The following is a 17,671-nucleotide window of genomic DNA, read 5'->3' as shown; positions in this document are numbered from 1 at the left end:
AGGATTACGCCTTGTCGGCGAAATCCTTGTAGACGTATTTCGCGTCGCAATACCCGCATTCCACATATCCCGTGTCGTCGGGGATGGTCAGCCAGACACGCGGGTGGCCCGTGGCCGGCCCGCCGCCGTCACAGGCCACCTTTTTCTTGTCCACCACCTTGGTTTCCGGTGCGTCCATCGTCATTTCGCGCCTCGTTTGTCGCTTTGTCTCAGAATACCAGCCACGCGGCCGGTCACAAGTCAGCCCGGCAGCATCCGGCCCAGCACTTTGCCCGACAGGATGTGGGTGTGCAGATGCGGCACTTCCTGAATGCCCGCCTTGCCGCCGTTCACGATCAGGCGATAGCCCTCACCGCCCGCGCCGGGCGCGATGGCGAGCTTGTCGATCACCGCCTGAATGGCGCGAGAATAATCCGCCAGTTCCGCATCCGACGCCTCGGCCGCGAAATGGTCCCATGTCACATAGGCGCCTTTCGGGATCACCAGCACGTGCACAGGGGCCTGCGGCTGGATGTCGTTGAAGGCGAGGCTGTGCTCGGTCTCCAGCACCGTGTCGTTCGGAATCTCACCGCGCAGGATTTTCGCAAAGATGTTCTGGGTATCGTAGTCGTAGGCCATATGTCCCGTCTCAGTCGCTGAAGAAGCCGTCGGTTTGCGCAAGTTCCAGGGCCCTTTCTTCCGGGATCGTCAGGAACTTGGCAAGGGCCTCGGCATTTTCCTCGGAGGTGCCGTTTTCGCGAAGGATGTGCATGTCGACGAACCCCTCGTCGCGGATACGGTCGGATTCATAGAAGAAATCCTGCCGGATCGTGGGGATCAGGCGGTCGAGCGCCTCTTGCGGGGTGCGTTCGCCCGCCAGCCCGACGCGCATGGCGTGGCCGAGAATCCACTCGTCGGAATAGTCCGTTTCGATCTCCAACAGCCGGGTTTTCGAGCGATCCGTGTAGAAATCTTTCATCAATTCGATATCGCCCGGGTCCATCCCGATGGCGAGCCTGTCGGTCTTGTAGTAATCGAACAGCATCCGCATCAGGGCGCGGCGGTGGCGCGTGCGCTTTTCGATGGTCGCCTGAATGCCGCCGAGATCGGGCAGCACCGTCTCTTCTTCGTCGAAGAGATAGTCGATGGCCGGGATGTTGGTCTTGTCGCGCAGAAGCTGAAGCATCCGTTTGCCGATGTGCCACTTCTTCGAAACGATGATGAGCAATTCGCGGTCGCGCCCCAGCGTCGTTTCGCTTTCCCAGAACCGTTCCCCGAAGCGTTGCCCGATCCGGCCCCGGCCCGTGAGGAATTTGAATAGGCTGCGCCCCTCGTTCGAGATTTTGAAGTCGGTCGTGTCCGAGGCATAAAGCGCACCCAGCCGGCGCTTCAATTCATGCGCGTCCGGGCTGATCTTGCGGGCGAACAGATAGTCCTGCGACAGGAGCATGTCGTAGTGATCGTTGTAGAAGGTCACCGGCATCCCGTAGTCGGTGAACATGAGGAAGGTCAGCGTGCGCGTCTCGATCTCTTCATGCGGGACGAGGTGGCGCACGAGGGTCTGAAAGAACGTCTCGTCCGGAATCCACGTTGTCGAAAAGAACCGCATCACGTCGCGGCGTTTGCGGGTGAAGTCCAGTATCCATTCGATCGTGCGGCGCCGGAGGCACCACCACTGCGACCCGATCATGATCTGGATGTCGGCCGGGACATCGCGTTTGAGGCCCAGCCGCTTTTGCAGGTTCATCGCGGCGTAGAACAGCCCCTTCTGGGTGCGTTCGTTGAAGTAGTGCCGCCAGATCAGACGGTCTTCCTTGATCCCCGTCTTGATCCAGTCGCTTTCGAAGAAATCGAAGCTTTCGATATAGTCCTTGTCGTCGTCATCGAGGAACTCGTGGGCATATTCCGCCGACTTGATCGCCATGCAGTCGCCGGAGACCATGTAGAAATGCGTGGCGCGCGGAAACGCCTCCACCGCCGCCTCGACCGCGTGAAGCGTGCCTTGGACCAGCGACCATTCCCCCCAGCCGCATTTCACCCGCTTCTTGGCGAAGGTGACCGAGCCGTTTTCGGCCAGTGCGGCCTGTATCATCTCGTAATCCGAGCGCGGGCTGCGGGCGTCGAAATGGATCGAGATATAGTCGCCCGCCGCCGTCAGGCGCTGCGCCTGATCGATGATGGCCTTGGGGTCTTTGTGGCACAGAAGGATGAAGGCAATCTTGGCCATTCAGGCTCCAAGAGGGGCGGTTCGGGGCGGATTGTTGACAGGCTTAACGTAACGAAGCATTGAAATGACAGTGTTTGTTTGCTTTTTTCTGTCAAAACAATCCGACCTCGGGCGAGCGGGTCACAATAAGGCGGGCAGCAAGCATGGGTTTCCCCGGAACCTGGATGACCGAAACGGAAAGCATGGTGTATCGGGTCGTTCCGAAATGCGCCTGCTCGACCATCGGTCAGATCATGTATTACTCCGATCACGGCGCGTTCTTCGACGGCGACATTCACGATGCGCAGGACGGCATCATCAAGTGGGCGCAGGAAGAGAACCAGAAAAAGATCGAACGCAACGTGAAGACGCACAAGAGTTTCGCCTTCACCTGCGTGCGCAATCCCTACACGCGGATCCTGTCATCGTTCTTCGACAAGATCTGCGGCATCCAGCGCAACGGCAAACGCTATCGCGGTAACCTCGTCCCGCTTCTGATCCAGAAATACGGGATCGAGGTGGGAAGCCCCGAGGACAATTTCGACTTCGACCAGATCAAGTCGTTCCGACGGTTCCTGCTGTTCACCCGCGACACCATCAAGTTCCGCCGCCCGATGGACCCTGACATTCACTGGTCGGCCATGTCCGGCCATGTCTCGACCTTCATCCACAACGGCGGCACCTACGACCACATCTTCTGGACCGAGAACTTCAATGTCGGGATGAAGAAGGTGCTCGACAACGTGAAGACGCCGCAGAAGGTGAACCTCAAGACCATTCCCCGCTTCAACGAAAGCGCGGGCCACGGGCCGGAACGCGCGCACCCGGTCGAGGATTATTTCGACGACCTGTCGATGCATCTGATGTGGGAGATCTACCGCAAGGATTTCGAGTTGTTCAAATACGACTTCGACAATCCGGGGAACAAGCTGCCCATCGGGGACATCGACCTGCACGAAGTGCACAAGAAGCTGGGCAGCTAGACCAGCTTGACCTCCGTCAGACCCACGACCTCGACATCCTTCAGCTTGGCGAGGTTCGCGTTCACCGTCGCGATCACGTCGCGAAAGTCGCGCTTGTGGAAATCGTGGGTCGTGTGCGCATCGCCGACCAGCGTCACGGCAAAGCCGTAGTTCGGGGCGGCGTGGACGGTTTCGTCGATGCAGGCGTCGGATTGCATCCCGCAAACCACGATCCGGTCGACCCCGCGCCCGCCCAATTCGCCCGCGAGCGTCGTGCCGACAAAAGCGTTGCACAGGTCCTTGCGCACCACCGCCTCGCCGGGTTTGGGCTTGAATACGGGGTGCAGCGACGGGTCCGGCGTGACGCCGGTGTCGAGCACCCAGACAACGGGCACGCCATCGCCGCGCGCCCGTTCGACCAGACGAAACACCGCCGACATGATTTCATCGGTGTTCGGCGTTTCGTCCTCGATCAGGCTGACCTGCATATCGATGACCACCAGTGCTGCGGTCATACCCCACCCCTAGATACGCCGTGAAACGGCTCTGACAGTTGAGCGTAACACTCCCACATTCCGGGGGCGCCAGACACTACGGGATACGTGACCCTTGCAGGTCGCGGGGCGATCCCCATGAACCCGATCATTTTCCGGGCGGGGCGCGCAATCCGAAGGCAAGACTGAAACGGGCGGGGTCGGCTCAGAACGCGTTGAACGTCATGATCGTATGGGATCGCTCGATCCCCGGCACGTCGAGCAGTTGCTCGTTCACGTATCGGCCCACGTCCTGCCCGTCCGGCACGTAGAGCTTGAGCAGAAGGTCATAGTCGCCGCTGGTCGAGTATAGCTCGGAGTGCAGTTCGCGCAGCACGATTTCCTCGGCCACGCGATAGGTCGACCCCGGCTTGCAGCGGATCTGGATGAAGATGGCGCTCATTCTCGTATCCTTCGGTCAGGCGGCCTTGCGGGCACCTTGGGTCAAAGCCGCCCGGTTGGCAACTCAGACGCCCAGGCACCAGCGCATGATCGCTTTCTGTGCGTGCAAGCGGTTCTCGGCCTCGTCGAACACCACCGATTGCGTGCCGTCCATGACGGCGTCGGTGACCTCTTCGTTCCGGTGGGCGGGCAGGCAGTGCATGAACAGCGCGTCGGGGTTGGCGCCCGCCATGAGCCGGTCGTCCACCTGATAGGCCCGCAGGAGGTTGTGGCGGCGTTCGCGGGTCGAAGGCGCGTCGTGCATCGAAACCCACGTGTCGGTGACAACGAGGTCGGCCCCTTTGACGGCGGCATGTGGGTCGCGCTCGATCTCGATTTTCACGCCCTTGGCGCGCGCTTCCTCGACGAACTCGCGGTCGGGGTCGAGCCGCTCGGGGCCGGTGTAGGTCAGGTCGAAGCCAAGCTGCCCCGCGGCGTGGATGAAGGACGCGCAGACGTTGTTGCCGTCGCCGGTCCAGACCACCTTTTTCCCGGCGATCGGGCCGCGATGTTCCTCATACGTGAGGATGTCGGCCATGATCTGACAGGGGTGGGTGCGGTTCGTCAGGCCATTGATGACCGGGACGGTCGCGAATTCGGCCAGTTCTTGCAGCGCGGATTCCTCGAACGTGCGGATCATGATGAGGTCGACGTAACGCGACAGAACGCGGGCGGTGTCGGGGATCGACTCGCCGTGGCCCAGCTGCATTTCCGACCCCGACAGGACCAGCGTTTCGCCGCCCATCTGGCGCACGCCCACGTCGAAGGACACGCGCGTCCGGGTCGAGGGCTTCTCAAAGATCAGCGCGACGACCTTTCCGGCCAATGCCTGTTCGTCGTCCGGCACGCCCTTGGCCGCATCGCCGCGCCCGGCTTTGATCCGGTGGGCTTCGTCGAGCATGGTGCGCAGGTCCACCGGGTCGGTGGCGTTGATGTCGAGGAAATGTCTCATGCCTTGGCCTCCAGCGCCGTTGCGGCGGCGTCGAGCCGCGCCACGCCCTCGGCGATGTCTTCGTCGGTGATGTTGAGCGGCGGCAGGAGGCGCACCACGTTGTCGGCGGCGGGCACGGTGATGACATGGGCGTCATAACCAGCGGCCACCAGATCGGCAGGCGCGACCTTGCACTTGAGGCCGAGCATCAGGCCCACGCCGCGCACGCTGTCGAAGATGTCGGGATGCGCGTCGATCAGCCCTTCGAGCTTTTGACGCAGCAGCCCGGCCTTGCGGTTCACGTCGTCCAAAAACCCGTTGCCGGTGACCACGTCGACCATCTTGATCCCCACGGCCATGGCCAGCGGGTTGCCGCCGTAGGTGGAGCCATGCGTGCCGACGACCATGCCCGAGGCGGCATCTTCGGTCGCAAGCACCGCGCCCAGCGGGAAGCCCCCGCCGATGCCTTTGGCGGACATGCAGATGTCGGGCGTGACGCCGGCCCATTCGTGGGCAAAGAACTTGCCGGTCCGACCGACGCCGCACTGCACCTCGTCGAAGATCAGAAGCGTCCCGGTCTCGTCGCACAGGTCGCGCAGACCCTTGAGGCACTGATCGGGCACCGGGCGGATGCCACCCTCGCCCTGCACCGGTTCGATCAGGATCGCGGCGGTTTTCTCGGTCACGGCGGCGCGCAAGGCGTCGTGGTCACCGAATTCGAGATGGACGAAGCCGGGCATCAGCGGCCCGAAGCCCTTCACCATCTTCTCGGCCCCCGAGGCCGCGATGGCGCCGGTGGAGCGGCCGTGGAAGCAGCCGGAGAAGGTGATGATCTCGACCCGGTCGGTGTCGCCGCGGTCATAGTGGTACTTGCGCGCCATCTTGATGGCGAGTTCGGCGGCTTCGGTGCCGGAGTTGGTGAAGAACACCGTGTCCGCGAAAGAGGCTTCGACCAGCTTGTCGGCCAGCACCTTCTGGCCCGGAATCTCGTAAAGGTTCGAGACGTGCCAAAGCTTGTGGGCCTGCGCGGTCAACGCGCCGATCAGGTCGGGGTTCGCATGGCCCAGCGCGTTCACCGCGATGCCCGCGCCCAGATCGAGGTATCGGTCCCCCCCTTCCTCGATCAGCCAGCTGCCTTCGCCTTTGACGAAGTTCAGTTTCGCGCGCGCATAGGTCGGCAGAACGGACGGGATCATAGCGTCATCCTTCAAAAAGAGGCCTTTGGGTGCCGCAAGGGCGGGCCGGTGTCAACGATTTAAGAGGGTTTTGGGGGCGAACGGAAGCGGACGTCAGGCGCGGGTGCGGCGGCGTCGGCAATCAGCGGTATGGGTCCGTGCGTTCATGGGTGCGGCGATACTTCGGTCCGGGGCGAAAGTCCATCTCTTTCCTCGGCCACGAACCGGGCGTATGGGGCGATGACCCTTTATGATTTCGACGTGGCCACCGCATGACCCCGACCCAGCAACAACCGCTCGCCGCCGTGGGCTTCATGCTGCTCGCTGCCGCGCTGGTGGCGGGAACGACGCTTTTGGCCAAGGTCGCGGGCGAGGCCGGGCTGCATCCGCTTCAGGTCAGCCACGGGCGGTTCCTGTTCGCTTTTCTGGGGATCGCGGCGGCCAACCTGATCCTGCGCCCGCGCTACACGCGGCCCAAGTGGGCGGTTCATGCCGGGCGCTCGTTCTCGGGCTGGGCGGGGATTTCGCTGACCTTCGCGGCGGTGCAGTTCATCCCATTGGGCGATGCGACGGCGATCTCGTTTCTCAATCCGGTCTTCGCGATGTTCCTCGCCATCCCGATCCTGGGTGAGCGGATCGGCCCGTGGCGCTGGACGGCGGCGGCGATCACCCTCACCGGTGGTGCGATCCTCTTGCGCCCCGGCACCGGCACGATCGAGCCCGGCGCTCTCTTAGCGCTGGCGGCGGCGGGGTTCATGGCGTTCGAGATCACGCTCATCAAGTTTCTCAGCGACCGCGAGGGGCCGCTTCAGATCCTGCTCATCAACAACGGCATGGGTCTGACCATCGCGACCATCGCCGCCTCGGTCCTGTGGGTGTGGCAGATGCCGGATGCGCGCACTTGGGCGGTGCTGGCGGGGATCGGGTTCGTCATGGCACTGGCCCAGACCTGTTTCATTCAGGCGATGCGCCGAGCGGATGCGAGCTTCGCCTCGCCGTTCTTCTACGCCACGCTCGTGTTCGCCGCGCTTTACGACGGGATCGTTTTCGGCACATGGCCCACCGCGACCAGCGCGCTTGGCGCGGGCGTCATCGTGGCGGGCGGCGCACTGCTGGCGTGGCGCGAGGGACGGTTGAAACGTGCGCCCGGTTGATCCATATAGCGGCCTTCACCTTGTAACCCCGGCCCCGGTGGCTAGAATACGCGCCTGACGCTAGATACGGCCCGATCAGGCCCACGAGGAAACGCGATGTCCTGGACAGACGAACGAGTCGAAACCCTGAAAAAGATGTGGTCCGAGGGCCAGTCGGCGAGCCAGATCGCCAAGGAACTGGGCGGCGTGACCCGCAATGCCGTGATCGGCAAGGTGCATCGGCTTGGTCTGTCCAACCGCGCAGGCGGCAGCCCGGCGACGACCGCCAAGGCCCCGGCCAAGGAAAAACCGGCAGCCAAGCCCGCCGCGAAGAAGCCCGCGACCGCGAAAGCGGCGGAGCCGAAGGCCGAGCCTGCCGCCGCCGAGGCCGCGCCTGCCGCCAAGCCGGTGACGCCTGCGCGCAAGCAGATCATCCCCGCCGGTCAGCCGCTCCCGCCGCAGCCCAGCGCGAACGAGATCAGCCCGGAGGCGCTGAAAAAGGTGTCGGAGATCGAGAAGTCGGCCAAGAAGCTGTCGCTTCTGGAACTGACCGAGCGGACCTGCAAATGGCCCGTGGGCGACCCCGCGACCGAGGATTTCTGGTTCTGCGGCCTGCCGGTCCAGCAGGGCAAGCCGTATTGCGAGGCGCATGTGGGCGTGGCGTTCCAGCCCATGTCCTCGCGTCGTGACCGGAAACGCTGATATGAAGGCGGGCGCTGCGGTTCCGATCCTGCGCTCGTTCTCCGAGGCCGAGGCGCGGGATTTCTACCTGCGTTACCTGGGTTTCGAGGTGGTATTCGAGCACCGCTTCGCCCCCGATCTGCCGCTTTACATGAGCGTCAAGCGCGGCGACTGCGAGTTGCACCTGTCCGAGCATCACGGCGACGCCGCACCCGGCAGCGCGGTTCGGATCGAGGTTGGCGACATCGAAGCGTTCCATGCCGAGATCACGGAACGCGGCCACAAGCGCCTGCGCCCCGGAATTCAGCACCAAAGCTGGGGGGCCAGCGAAGTCATGCTGAACGACCCGTTCGGAAATCGCATCATCTTCTGGCAGTCCAAGGACTAGGCCCAAGCCGATTGTTTCCAAATCCGGCGTTGCTTCGAATCCGATCCCGACCGTATCCTTTCATTAACCATCCATTTCAGGGAGCAGGTTCATGAAAGTCATTCTGGCATTACCCGTCGCCTTCGTATTGGGCGGCTGCGCACTGTTCGCGCCCAAGGATCACGCCATCACCTTGCACGAGACCGGCGGCAATCAGATCGCCGTGGCGAGCACCAAGGGCGGCATGATGGTCGTCGGTGGCGCCACCACATTCGACGGTAGCGATTACGAAACCTATACCGAACATCAGGTCGATACCGACACCGGCACCGTGATCGACACGCGCCATTACGTGATGATCGAGGGCGAGATGATGGATTGTCCGCAATCCGATTGTCAGGGCACCGTCGCGCGCCACTACGGCGTGCCGGGTCTGCCGTCGTCCGAGGATACCTACATCGTTCGCTAGGTCGAACAGACCGATCAATTGCGCGACATTTGCCGGGCGACGCGCCCGGCTGATGGCATTTGTTTCCACATCGGAAACAATCAAGCGTCGTCGTTTACCACGGTCCACGATCCCCCGTTTACGAATTCGTAACCATCTGCCTTGCTCGACCACATGCGTGGTCTGGCCCTCATCCCCTGCCTGCTCCTGATCGGCTGCGACACCCCTCGCGCGATCATTCCGACAGGTCATGTCGTGGTGCAGGGCAGCACCACCTATCCGGTCGCCATCGCACAGGACGCTCGCCCCGCGGGGGCGCAGGCAGCGGAGATCGTCGTGCGCGTCGACGGCGGGTATGTGGCCTGCACCCCGTCATGCGATGCGGCCATTCTGCGCTACGCGGCAAAGCCGGACCCCGACCTGCTTATCCGGTTCGCCGGTCCCTATACGCGCCAACCCTAGGCGGCCCCGACCCGGCCCCAAGTTTGCGCCGAATCTCTTCGCCGTTTAAGGTTCACCTGCACCGGGGGAGGATCGCGCATGATACGACTGGCCGCGCTCGCCGCATTCGCCGTGACACTGGTCGGCTGCACCGACAGCTGGACCTATGAAAAGACCGGCCGCGCCGTCATCCACGATGGTGTCCCCTACGACATCTACGCGTTGAAGGCCGAAGTGACCAACACCTATGGCGGCTTGCCCAAGGTCACCACGGCCGAGGTCGTCCGGGTCGGCGACAAGTTCCTGCAATGCGAACCGGACTGCGGAAAGGCGGTCTTTCGCGAACTGGTGAAGTGATCGGTTTCTTCGGCCCACGTTCGGGCACTGTTCATTTCAGGAGGCGATATTGAAGCAAATTTCCATTCTTGCCCTCGGCGCGCTCATGGCGCTCGCGGCCTGCGACCTCGGCGAAACGCGGACCTATCGGACCGGCAACACCGTCACCGTGAACGGCCAGAAATTCGACATCTGGGAAGTGCAGAGAGTGGAGCTTGTCCGGGTGTCGGGAAATGTCGTGGAAAGCTGGGTGCCGGCCGGTCAGGAAGTGAAGATCGGCAGCGAGTTCGTGCCGTGCAAAGGCGGGTGCGCCCAGACGGTGCAACGGTATCTGGCCAATGCCACGGCACGTGCCGGGCAGGTGGTCGAAAGTGCGGCGGCGACCTCGCCCCGGCTCGAGGACGTTTCGGAATAGGCACTTGCCAGCGGCCCGGCGCCGAGGCGGACGCGGCGCGGGATCGTGCCCCTTTCCACAAGCCACGCCAGCGCGTATATCCCGCTGATGTCCACGAACCCGCCCGATCTTCGCCCCGACCTCGCCCGTGCCGTGCTGCGCGAAGACTCGCGCCCCGGCCAGCCCAAAATCGGCATGGTCAGCCTTGGCTGCCCCAAGGCGCTGGTGGACAGCGAACGCATCCTCACCCGCCTGCGGGCCGAGGGCTATGCGATCAGCCCGGATTACGCGGGCGCGGATGCGGTCATCGTGAACACCTGCGGGTTTCTCGACAGCGCCAAGGCCGAAAGCCTCGAGGCAATTGGCGAGGCGCTGAACCGGAACGGGCGGGTGCTGGTCACCGGCTGTCTCGGCGCCGACCCGGAGTATATCACCGGCGCGCACCCGAGCGTTCTGGCGGTCACCGGCCCGCACCAGTACGAGCAGGTTCTGGATGCGGTGCACAAGGCCGTCCCGCCCCAGCCCGACCCGTTCGTCGATCTTTTGCCCGCGACCGGGGTGACGCTGACCCCGCGCCACTACAGCTATCTGAAGATTTCCGAGGGCTGCAACCACGCCTGCAAGTTCTGCATCATCCCGGACATGCGCGGCAAACTCCAATCGCGCCCGGCCCATGCGATCGTGCGCGAGGCCGAGAAACTGGTCGAGGCCGGGGTCAAGGAACTCCTCGTCATTTCGCAGGATACATCAGCCTACGGGCTCGACCTGAAATACGCTGAAGAGCGGGGGCACCGCGCCCATATCACCGACCTCGCCCGCGATCTGGGGTCGCTCGGGGCTTGGGTGCGGCTGCACTATGTCTACCCCTACCCGCATGTGCGCGAGCTGATCCCGCTGATGGCCGAGGGGCTGATCCTGCCCTATCTCGACATTCCGTTCCAACATGCCGACACGGGCGTCTTGAAACGCATGGCACGGCCTGCGGCGGCGGCGCGCACGCTGGACGAGATCGCGGCGTGGCGCGAGATCTGCCCCGACATTTCGCTCCGCTCCACCTTCATCGTCGGCTATCCCGGCGAAACCGAGGACGAGTTTCAGGTGCTGCTCGACTGGATGGACGAGGCGCAACTCGACCGGGTCGGGTGTTTCCAGTACGAAAACGTCGATGGCGCGCGGTCGAACGCCCTGCCGGACCATGTGCCGGACGAGGTGAAGGAAGAGCGTTGGCATCGGTTCATGGAGAAAGCACAGGCGATTTCCGAGGCGAAGCTCGCCGCCAAGGTGGGCAAGACCATCGAGGTCATCGTGGACGAGGTCGAGGAAGACGCCGCCACCTGCCGCACCAAGGCCGACGCGCCAGAGATCGACGGCTGCCTGTTCATCGACGAAGGCCACGAAGACCTGAAACCGGGTCAGATCGTTTCGGTCATCGTGGACGAGGCGGGCGAATACGATCTGTGGGGGCGGCTGGCCTGAGCCAGCCCTGCGCCCTGAAACAATACCCCGATTTCTGTCCGATTTAGTCCAGAACGCGCCTTAATCCCCGCTTAACCCTGTTTGCGAAGGGAAAGACGAGGATCATCCGATGGTGGATTTCGAGGAGTTCGAGCTGGCCTATGCGCCGGTGCCGAAAGCGGGCAGCACGGTGGTCAAGACCGCTCTGGCGACGCTTGGCGAGACCCTGCCCGAGGCCGACGATCCGGCCTGGGTCCACAATCACATGCCGACCCGCCGCTTCAATTCCGAGACCTTCGCCCGCTCGGCCGACTTCTGGCGGTTCACCGTCATCCGCGACCCGATCGAGCGCCTGCTGGCCGTCTATACGGACCTGATCCTCGGGCGTGACGTGCTCGCCTATGCCGCCGACGTGCGCCGGGGCCGGATCGACATGCCGACGCGGCCCGACCCGGACTTTTTCTTCCAGAACCTCGACCGCTATCGCGCGGCCTCCTTCGCGATCAAGCATCACGCGATGAAACAGATGGTCTTCACCGGACCCGACCTTGGCGCCTATGACCACATCTACGATGCAGGCCGGCTTGGCGAGGTCGTGTCCGATCTGTCCTGCATGACCGGGCGGCGCATCACGCTCCCGGCGCCCGCGCAGGCCGTGTCGCACGAGCCGCTCAAGATGCGCGATCTCAAGCCCGAAACCCGTGCCATCATCCGGGCCGAGGCGGCGACGGATTACGAGGCGTTCTCGGGGTTTCTCGTCGCCGCGTAGTCAGCGCGGGATGAGCTTGTCGAGCGCGGTGCCGTCCGCCCATGTCCCGTGCAACTCGCCGTCCGGCATGATGACGTAGACGAGCGGAGCCGAACTGCCCCAGTCGATCGTCACGACATCGCCGTTCAACGGCCCCTGCCCGGTGTAGGTCTGCCCCCCGATGGTCCAGCGGATCGAAACGAACCCATCTTCCTGCACCAGTTCGGCCGAGCCGGAATAGGCGCTGCCATCCGGGTTGCGCCCTTGGGCGGTGTAGCTGCCCGTGACGTCGGCGGCAGCGAGGCTGGCGATCAGCGCAAAGGGCGCGGCGAGGACAAGTCGAGGGATCATGGCATGGCTCCTTGGAAATACGTGCCCAAGGGTAGCAGCGCACCGGAGTCTGGCAAGCCTCAGCACTCCGGCAGGTTGACCGCGATACCGCCCTGCGAGGTTTCCTTGTAGCGCACGTCCATGTCGCGGCCCGTCTCCATCATCACGCGGATGCAATTGTCGAGCGGCAGGATGTGTTCGCCGTCCGAGCGCAGGGCGAGGGAAGCCGCGGACACCGCTTTGATCGCGCCCATCGCATTGCGTTCGATGCACGGCACCTGAACAAGGCCCTTGGCCGGGTCGCAGGTCATGCCGAGGTGATGTTCCAGCGCGATTTCGGCTGCGTTTTCAATCTGTTCGTTCGTGCCACCAAGGGCCGCGCACAGACCGGCGGCGGCCATGGCAGAGGCCGATCCGACCTCACCCTGACAGCCGACCTCTGCCCCCGAGATCGAAGCGTTGGCCTTGATAAGCCCCCCGATGGCGGCGGCGGTCAGCAGGAAGTCCCGCCGCTTTTCCTCCGTCACCTCGTCCGCCATGTGATCGCGCCAGTAGCGCAGCACGGCCGGGAGCGTGCCGGCGGCGCCGTTCGTGGGCGAGGTCACGACCCGGCCCCCGGCGGCGTTTTCCTCGTTCACCGCCATGGCGTAGGCCGAGATCCAGTCATTCACCACATGCGGGGCGTTGCGGTTGGAGAATTTCGTTGCGGTGAGTTCGTCGTGCAGCTTCTTCGCCCGGCGCTTCACGTTCAGGCCGCCCGGCAGAATGCCCTCGTTCGCGAAGCCCCGGTCGATACAGTCCATCATCGCGTCCGCCAGCGCGTCGAGGCCCGCGTCGAGATCGGCGATCCCGTTCGCCTCTTCGTTGGCGCGCTTCATCTGGGCAATCGTCAGCCCTGCGCGCTTGCCCATGGCGAGCATCTGGGCCGCGGAGCCGAAGGGATAGGGATAGCCCAGCGCGCGTTTCTGATCGGACAGCGAGGTGGAGTGTTCGGCGGTGAGCTCGGCCTCGGTCATGACGAAACCGCCGCCGACCGAGAAATAGGCGGTGGTCATGTAAGGGTTCCCCGCCCCGTCGAAGGCCCGGAAGATCATGCCGTTGGCGTGGTGTTCGAGCGGCCGGCCGAAGTCGAATTCGACGTCGGTTTCAGGGTCGAACCTGAGCGGCGGCAGGCCCTCGGGCGTGAGGCTGCGCGACTTGGCGAGTTGCGCAATCAGTGCGTCGCCCCGGTCCGGGTCCAACGTCTCGGGCCGCTCGCCGAGCAGGCCCAGGATCACCGCACGATCCGTATGGTGCCCCTTGCCCGTCCAGGCGAGCGAGCCGTGCAGGCTGACACGAAGACCGGCCATGTCGCCCGCGCCCGGGATGCGTTCGTCGCTCCGCAGGGCGTCGAGAAAGCGGACAGCGGCCACCATCGGACCCATCGTGTGAGACGAGGAGGGGCCGATGCCGCGTTTGAAGATGTCGAATACCGAAATGAACATGGGGCAAGCATAACGGGACGGGCGCGGCGTGACAGGAGGGGCGCGACATCCGCTCAGGATAAACCGACATTCTGGGCGTGCGGCGTGGGGGGGGGGCGCCGTGGCGCGGCGTGGGGTGCGGATGGTCTGGTTCAGGATACCAGAATACTAGGATTCTAGTATCCTAGTGCGAATGAAAACGTTTACTTTCAATGACTTGAGTCACTCTCCGACCGCAAATTCGTTAACGCCGCGCATTCAGGCACGAAAAAAGGGCGACCCGATCAAGGCCGCCCCTTTTGCGTTTTCCCGACTTGATCGGCGTCAGGCGCTTTGCAGCGCCTCCACCTCCAATTCGCCCTCGAGCCGCGATTGCATCGCGCGGGCCGCCGCGTGGCTTGCCGCCGCCGTGGTGAAGTAGGGGATCTTGTCGTAAAGCGCGACCGAGCGCATCGTGCGGCTGTCCTCGACCGCCTGCGCGCCCTCGGTCGTGTTCATCACGAGCTGGACGAGGCCATCCTTCATAATGTCGACGATGGTGCGCCCGCCTTCGTATTGCTTGCGCACGACTTCGGTTTCGATGCCCGCGTCGTTCAGGAACTTGGCGGTGCCGGAGGTGGCCATGATGGTGAAACCCATGTCGCGCAGGATTTGGGCGGTCTCGACCATTTCGTCGGTCTTGTCGGCGTCCTTGATCGAAAAGAACACGGTGCCCTCGGTGGGCAGCATCGTGCCCGCGCCAAGCTGCGCCTTGAGGAAGGCGCGGGCAAAGCTTTTGTCCGATCCCATCACCTCGCCGGTCGAGCGCATTTCCGGGCCAAGCAGCGTGTCGACGCCGGGGAAGCGGGCGAAGGGCAGGACCGCCTCTTTTACCGCGTATTTGTCGATCAGCGGGTCGATCAGGTCGAAGTTGTCCAGCGTCTCACCCGCCATCACGCGCGCGGCGATCGATGCGATGGGCGAGTTCACGGCTTTCGCCACGAAAGGCACGGTCCGCGAGGCGCGGGGGTTCACTTCGATCAGGTAAATCTCGCCATCCTTCACCGCGAACTGCACGTTCATCAACCCGACGACACCAAGCTCCAGCGCAAGCGCCTCGGACTGGCGCTTAAGCCCGTCGATGATCTCGTCGGACAGGGAATAGGGCGGTAGCGAACAGGCGCTGTCGCCGGAGTGAACGCCCGCCTCTTCGATGTGCTGCATGATCCCGGCGACGTGGACGGACTTTCCGTCACACAGCGCGTCGACGTCGATCTCGACCGCGCCGGACAGGTAGCTGTCGAGAAGAACCGGGCTGTCACCGGACACGACCACGGCATCACGGATATATCGCTTGAGCCCGTCCATATCGCGCACGATTTCCATGGCGCGACCGCCCAGAACGTAGGACGGGCGGATCACCAGCGGGAAACCGATGCTTTCGGCGATCTCAAGGGCTTCCTCATCCGAATGGGCGATGCCGTTCTTCGGCTGCTTCAGGTCCAGCTTGTTCACGAGGTCCTGGAACCGCTCGCGGTCTTCGGCGCGGTCGATCGCGTCCGGCGAAGTGCCGAGGATCGGGATACCCGCCGCTGACAGGTCGTTCGCGAGTTTCAGCGGGGTCTGGCCGCCGAACTGGACGATGACACCGTGAAGTGTCCCGGCTTCCTGCTCGACGCGCAGGATTTCCATGACGTGCTCGAAGGTGAGCGGCTCGAAGTACAGGCGGTCCGAGGTGTCGTAGTCGGTCGAAACCGTCTCGGGGTTACAGTTGACCATGATGGTCTCGTATCCCGCGTCGGTCAGGCTGAAACAGGCGTGACAGCAGCAGTAATCGAACTCGATCCCCTGCCCGATCCGGTTCGGACCACCGCCGAGGATGACGACCTTTTTCCGATCAGACGGCCGCGCTTCGCATTCCACCTCGCCCATCATCGGGACTTCGTAGGTGGAATACATATAGGGCGTCTGCGCTTCGAATTCGGCGGCGCAGGTGTCGATCCGCTTGAACACGGCGTTGACGCCGAGGTTCTGGCGCGCGCGGCGCACCTGACCTTCGTCGCGGCCCGTGAGGATCGCGAGGCGGGCGTCGGAGAAGCCCATCATTTTGAGTTCGCGCAGGCCCTCTTCCGTCACCGGGAGGCCGTCGTGGCGCACACGATCCTCGGCCTCGACGATTTCGCGGATACGGGCAAGGAACCACGGGTCGAACTGGGTGACGCCGAAAATCTCGTCATCCGACAGGCCGTGGCGCATCGCTTGCGCGATGGTGCGCATCCGGTCGGGGGTCTTTTTCGATAGCGCCGCGATGACGGCGGCCTTGTCCGGCGCGCCCTCGATTTCGACCTCGTCGAAACCGGTGAGGCCCGATTCCATCGACGCGAGCGCCTTTTGCAGCGATTCGTGGATCGTGCGACCGATCGCCATCGCCTCGCCCACCGATTTCATCGCGGTGGTCAGCGCCGGCTCGGAGCCGGGAAATTTCTCGAAGGCGAATTTCGGGATCTTGGTGACGACATAGTCGATGGTCGGCTCGAACGAGGCCGGCGTGACCTTGGTGATGTCGTTGTCGAGCTCGTCCAGCGTATAGCCGACGGCCAGTTTCGCGGCGATCTTTGCGATGGGAAAGCCCGTGGCTTTCGACGCCAGCGCGGACGAGCGCGACACGCGCGGGTTCATCTCGATCACGACCATCCGGCCGTTTTCCGGGTTCACCGCCCATTGGACGTTGGAGCCGCCGGTTTCCACCCCGATCTCGCGCAGCACGTTGATCGAGTGCGTGCGCATGATCTGGTATTCCTTGTCGGTCAGCGTGAGCGCGGGCGCGACGGTGATGGAATCGCCGGTGTGGACGCCCATCGGGTCCACGTTTTCGATGGCGCAGACGATGATGGCGTTGTCGGCCTTGTCGCGCACGACCTCCATCTCGAATTCTTTCCAGCCAAGGAGCGACTCGTCGACGAGGATCTGGTTCACCGGCGAGGCATCCATCCCCGAGCGGCAGTAATAGATGTATTCCTCGCGGTTATAGGCGATGCCGCCCCCGGTGCCGCCCAAGGTAAAGGCCGGGCGGATGATCGCGGGCAGGCCGATTTCCTCGAGCGTTTCGAGCGCGATCTGAACGCCCTTCTCAAGGTCAGCCTTGCCGTCGGCTTTCTTGGGCGCGGTGACGATGGTGGCGCGCGGGTTCTCGATGCCCAGACGATCCATCGCCTCGCGGAAGAGCTTGCGATCTTCCGCCATTTCAATGGCTTCGCGTTTGGCTCCGATCAGTTCGACGCCGTGTTCTTCGAGCACGCCCATGTCGGCAAGCGCCAGTGCGGTGTTCAGCCCGGTCTGCCCGCCCATCGTCGGCAGAAGCGCGTCGGGCTTTTCCTTGGCGATGATCTTGGCGACGATCTCGGGCGTGATCGGTTCGATGTAGGTGGCGTCGGCCAGACCCGGATCGGTCATGATCGTCGCCGGGTTCGAATTCACGAGGATGACGCGGTAACCCTCTTCGCGCAGCGCCTTGCAGGCTTGCGCCCCGGAGTAATCGAATTCGCAGGCTTGCCCGATAATGATGGGGCCCGCGCCGATAATCATGATGGACTGGATGTCGGTTCTTTTCGGCATGACGTCACCTCGGCAAAGGGCCAGCGGCGCCCGGGTGGCCCGGTCCGCAAATTG

At 63.7% G+C, this 17,671-nt stretch carries 20 protein-coding genes; 10 read left to right on the top strand and 10 right to left on the bottom strand.

The window, feature by feature from the left end:
* Window positions 1-4 precede the first annotated feature (4 nt).
* The 3 genes from HOY44_RS12815 to HOY44_RS12805 are packed head-to-tail and all read right to left on the bottom strand — an operon-like array spanning window position 5 to window position 2,206.
* Window positions 5-184, bottom strand: a complete 180-nt coding sequence (locus HOY44_RS12815; RefSeq protein ID WP_008331272.1) for a zinc-finger domain-containing protein — start codon at window positions 182-184, stop codon at window positions 5-7.
* A gap of 56 nt (window positions 185-240) precedes the next feature.
* Window positions 241-618: an HIT domain-containing protein gene (locus HOY44_RS12810; protein WP_138423858.1), complete on the bottom strand. Its 378-nt coding sequence runs from the start codon at window positions 616-618 to the stop codon at window positions 241-243.
* A 10-nt stretch (window positions 619-628) separates the two neighbouring features.
* Window positions 629-2,206, bottom strand: coding sequence for a DUF5928 domain-containing protein (locus HOY44_RS12805; protein ID WP_287435041.1), 1,578 nt, complete (start codon window positions 2,204-2,206; stop codon window positions 629-631).
* A 143-nt stretch (window positions 2,207-2,349) separates the two neighbouring features.
* Here HOY44_RS12805 and HOY44_RS12800 point away from each other — a divergent pair, with 143 nt between their 5' ends.
* Complete coding sequence (locus HOY44_RS12800; protein WP_040884708.1) at window positions 2,350-3,168, top strand: sulfotransferase family protein; 819 nt, start codon at window positions 2,350-2,352, stop codon at window positions 3,166-3,168.
* Here HOY44_RS12800 and HOY44_RS12795 read toward each other — a convergent pair.
* The 4 genes from HOY44_RS12795 to HOY44_RS12780 all read right to left on the bottom strand — a co-directional run bounded on the left by HOY44_RS12795 (window position 3,165) and on the right by HOY44_RS12780 (window position 6,248).
* Window positions 3,165-3,662: an isochorismatase family protein gene (locus HOY44_RS12795; protein ID WP_287435036.1), complete on the bottom strand. Its 498-nt coding sequence runs from the start codon at window positions 3,660-3,662 to the stop codon at window positions 3,165-3,167. The two genes, HOY44_RS12800 and HOY44_RS12795, sit on opposite strands and share 4 nt — an antisense overlap.
* Window positions 3,663-3,846: 184 nt before the next feature.
* Window positions 3,847-4,083 carry an Lrp/AsnC ligand binding domain-containing protein gene (locus tag HOY44_RS12790; protein WP_008331284.1) on the bottom strand — a complete coding sequence of 79 codons (237 nt, stop codon included), beginning with the start codon at window positions 4,081-4,083 and terminating at the stop codon, window positions 3,847-3,849.
* Window positions 4,084-4,146: 63 nt separating this feature from the next.
* Complete coding sequence (gene argF / locus HOY44_RS12785; RefSeq protein ID WP_287435033.1) at window positions 4,147-5,073, bottom strand: ornithine carbamoyltransferase; 927 nt, start codon at window positions 5,071-5,073, stop codon at window positions 4,147-4,149.
* Window positions 5,070-6,248, bottom strand: coding sequence for an aspartate aminotransferase family protein (locus HOY44_RS12780; RefSeq protein WP_287435031.1), 1,179 nt, complete (start codon window positions 6,246-6,248; stop codon window positions 5,070-5,072). The genes argF and HOY44_RS12780 overlap by 4 nt, the downstream gene beginning before the upstream one ends.
* Window positions 6,249-6,499: 251 nt before the next feature.
* Between HOY44_RS12780 and HOY44_RS12775 the strand changes: the two genes are divergently transcribed.
* The 9 genes from HOY44_RS12775 to HOY44_RS12735 all read left to right on the top strand — a co-directional run bounded on the left by HOY44_RS12775 (window position 6,500) and on the right by HOY44_RS12735 (window position 12,251).
* On the top strand, window positions 6,500-7,381 hold the full coding sequence (locus HOY44_RS12775; protein WP_287435029.1) for a DMT family transporter: 882 nt from the start codon (window positions 6,500-6,502) through the stop codon (window positions 7,379-7,381).
* A gap of 96 nt (window positions 7,382-7,477) precedes the next feature.
* Window positions 7,478-8,062 (top strand): GcrA family cell cycle regulator, encoded by a 585-nt coding sequence (locus tag HOY44_RS12770; protein WP_008331288.1) that lies wholly within the window; start codon window positions 7,478-7,480, stop codon window positions 8,060-8,062.
* A 1-nt stretch (window position 8,063) separates the two neighbouring features.
* Window positions 8,064-8,429 (top strand): glyoxalase superfamily protein, encoded by a 366-nt coding sequence (locus HOY44_RS12765; RefSeq protein ID WP_287435028.1) that lies wholly within the window; start codon window positions 8,064-8,066, stop codon window positions 8,427-8,429.
* 91 nt (window positions 8,430-8,520) lie between these two features.
* Window positions 8,521-8,877, top strand: a complete 357-nt coding sequence (locus HOY44_RS12760) for a hypothetical protein (protein ID WP_008331291.1) — start codon at window positions 8,521-8,523, stop codon at window positions 8,875-8,877.
* 153 nt (window positions 8,878-9,030) lie between these two features.
* Window positions 9,031-9,318, top strand: a complete 288-nt coding sequence (locus HOY44_RS12755; protein ID WP_287435026.1) for a hypothetical protein — start codon at window positions 9,031-9,033, stop codon at window positions 9,316-9,318.
* Window positions 9,319-9,396: 78 nt separating this feature from the next.
* Entirely contained in the window at window positions 9,397-9,654 is a 258-nt protein-coding gene (locus tag HOY44_RS12750) for a hypothetical protein (RefSeq protein WP_287435024.1), read from the top strand.
* A gap of 49 nt (window positions 9,655-9,703) precedes the next feature.
* The gene (locus HOY44_RS12745) at window positions 9,704-10,048 is read left to right on the top strand and encodes a hypothetical protein (RefSeq protein WP_287435022.1); all 345 of its coding nucleotides are present in this window, start codon (window positions 9,704-9,706) and stop codon (window positions 10,046-10,048) included.
* 87 nt (window positions 10,049-10,135) lie between these two features.
* A complete protein-coding gene (gene rimO, locus HOY44_RS12740; protein ID WP_287437224.1) occupies window positions 10,136-11,503 on the top strand; it encodes a 30S ribosomal protein S12 methylthiotransferase RimO in 1,368 nt (455 codons plus the stop codon).
* 109 nt (window positions 11,504-11,612) lie between these two features.
* A complete protein-coding gene (locus HOY44_RS12735; RefSeq protein ID WP_287435020.1) occupies window positions 11,613-12,251 on the top strand; it encodes a sulfotransferase family 2 domain-containing protein in 639 nt (212 codons plus the stop codon).
* On the opposite strand, the gene lfb1 is transcribed toward HOY44_RS12735, so the two are convergent.
* The 3 genes from lfb1 to carB form a co-directional block, all read right to left on the bottom strand.
* Window positions 12,252-12,581 carry an LIC10280 family protein gene (gene lfb1, locus HOY44_RS12730; protein WP_287435018.1) on the bottom strand — a complete coding sequence of 110 codons (330 nt, stop codon included), beginning with the start codon at window positions 12,579-12,581 and terminating at the stop codon, window positions 12,252-12,254. It abuts the gene before it with no gap.
* A gap of 59 nt (window positions 12,582-12,640) precedes the next feature.
* Window positions 12,641-14,044 carry an L-serine ammonia-lyase gene (locus tag HOY44_RS12725; protein WP_287435015.1) on the bottom strand — a complete coding sequence of 468 codons (1,404 nt, stop codon included), beginning with the start codon at window positions 14,042-14,044 and terminating at the stop codon, window positions 12,641-12,643.
* Between the two features lie 303 nt (window positions 14,045-14,347).
* The gene (carB, locus tag HOY44_RS12720; protein WP_287435013.1) at window positions 14,348-17,617 is read right to left on the bottom strand and encodes a carbamoyl-phosphate synthase large subunit; all 3,270 of its coding nucleotides are present in this window, start codon (window positions 17,615-17,617) and stop codon (window positions 14,348-14,350) included.
* Window positions 17,618-17,671 lie beyond the last annotated feature (54 nt).

The sequence above is a fragment of the Maritimibacter sp. genome, from assembly GCF_016774595.1.
GTDB classification, from domain to species: domain Bacteria; phylum Pseudomonadota; class Alphaproteobacteria; order Rhodobacterales; family Rhodobacteraceae; genus Maritimibacter; species Maritimibacter alkaliphilus.
This window is presented reverse-complemented; position numbering and strand designations above follow the sequence as displayed.

Coding starts and splice junctions, on each gene's coding strand:
- HOY44_RS12755 (WP_287435026.1), top strand. CDS start 9,031: ATGCGTGGTCTGGCCCTCATCCCCTGCCTGCTCCTGATCGGCTGCGAC.
- HOY44_RS12770 (WP_008331288.1), top strand. CDS start 7,478: ATGTCCTGGACAGACGAACGAGTCGAAACCCTGAAAAAGATGTGGTCC.
- HOY44_RS12765 (WP_287435028.1), top strand. CDS start 8,064: ATGAAGGCGGGCGCTGCGGTTCCGATCCTGCGCTCGTTCTCCGAGGCC.
- HOY44_RS12815 (WP_008331272.1), bottom strand. CDS start 184: ATGACGATGGACGCACCGGAAACCAAGGTGGTGGACAAGAAAAAGGTG.
- HOY44_RS12810 (WP_138423858.1), bottom strand. CDS start 618: ATGGCCTACGACTACGATACCCAGAACATCTTTGCGAAAATCCTGCGC.
- HOY44_RS12775 (WP_287435029.1), top strand. CDS start 6,500: ATGACCCCGACCCAGCAACAACCGCTCGCCGCCGTGGGCTTCATGCTG.
- lfb1 (WP_287435018.1), bottom strand. CDS start 12,581: ATGATCCCTCGACTTGTCCTCGCCGCGCCCTTTGCGCTGATCGCCAGC.
- argF (WP_287435033.1), bottom strand. CDS start 5,073: ATGAGACATTTCCTCGACATCAACGCCACCGACCCGGTGGACCTGCGC.
- HOY44_RS12780 (WP_287435031.1), bottom strand. CDS start 6,248: ATGATCCCGTCCGTTCTGCCGACCTATGCGCGCGCGAAACTGAACTTC.
- carB (WP_287435013.1), bottom strand. CDS start 17,617: ATGCCGAAAAGAACCGACATCCAGTCCATCATGATTATCGGCGCGGGC.
- HOY44_RS12790 (WP_008331284.1), bottom strand. CDS start 4,083: ATGAGCGCCATCTTCATCCAGATCCGCTGCAAGCCGGGGTCGACCTAT.
- HOY44_RS12750 (WP_287435024.1), top strand. CDS start 9,397: ATGATACGACTGGCCGCGCTCGCCGCATTCGCCGTGACACTGGTCGGC.
- HOY44_RS12805 (WP_287435041.1), bottom strand. CDS start 2,206: ATGGCCAAGATTGCCTTCATCCTTCTGTGCCACAAAGACCCCAAGGCC.
- HOY44_RS12725 (WP_287435015.1), bottom strand. CDS start 14,044: ATGTTCATTTCGGTATTCGACATCTTCAAACGCGGCATCGGCCCCTCC.
- rimO (WP_287437224.1), top strand. CDS start 10,136: ATGTCCACGAACCCGCCCGATCTTCGCCCCGACCTCGCCCGTGCCGTG.
- HOY44_RS12795 (WP_287435036.1), bottom strand. CDS start 3,662: ATGACCGCAGCACTGGTGGTCATCGATATGCAGGTCAGCCTGATCGAG.
- HOY44_RS12800 (WP_040884708.1), top strand. CDS start 2,350: ATGGGTTTCCCCGGAACCTGGATGACCGAAACGGAAAGCATGGTGTAT.
- HOY44_RS12760 (WP_008331291.1), top strand. CDS start 8,521: ATGAAAGTCATTCTGGCATTACCCGTCGCCTTCGTATTGGGCGGCTGC.
- HOY44_RS12735 (WP_287435020.1), top strand. CDS start 11,613: ATGGTGGATTTCGAGGAGTTCGAGCTGGCCTATGCGCCGGTGCCGAAA.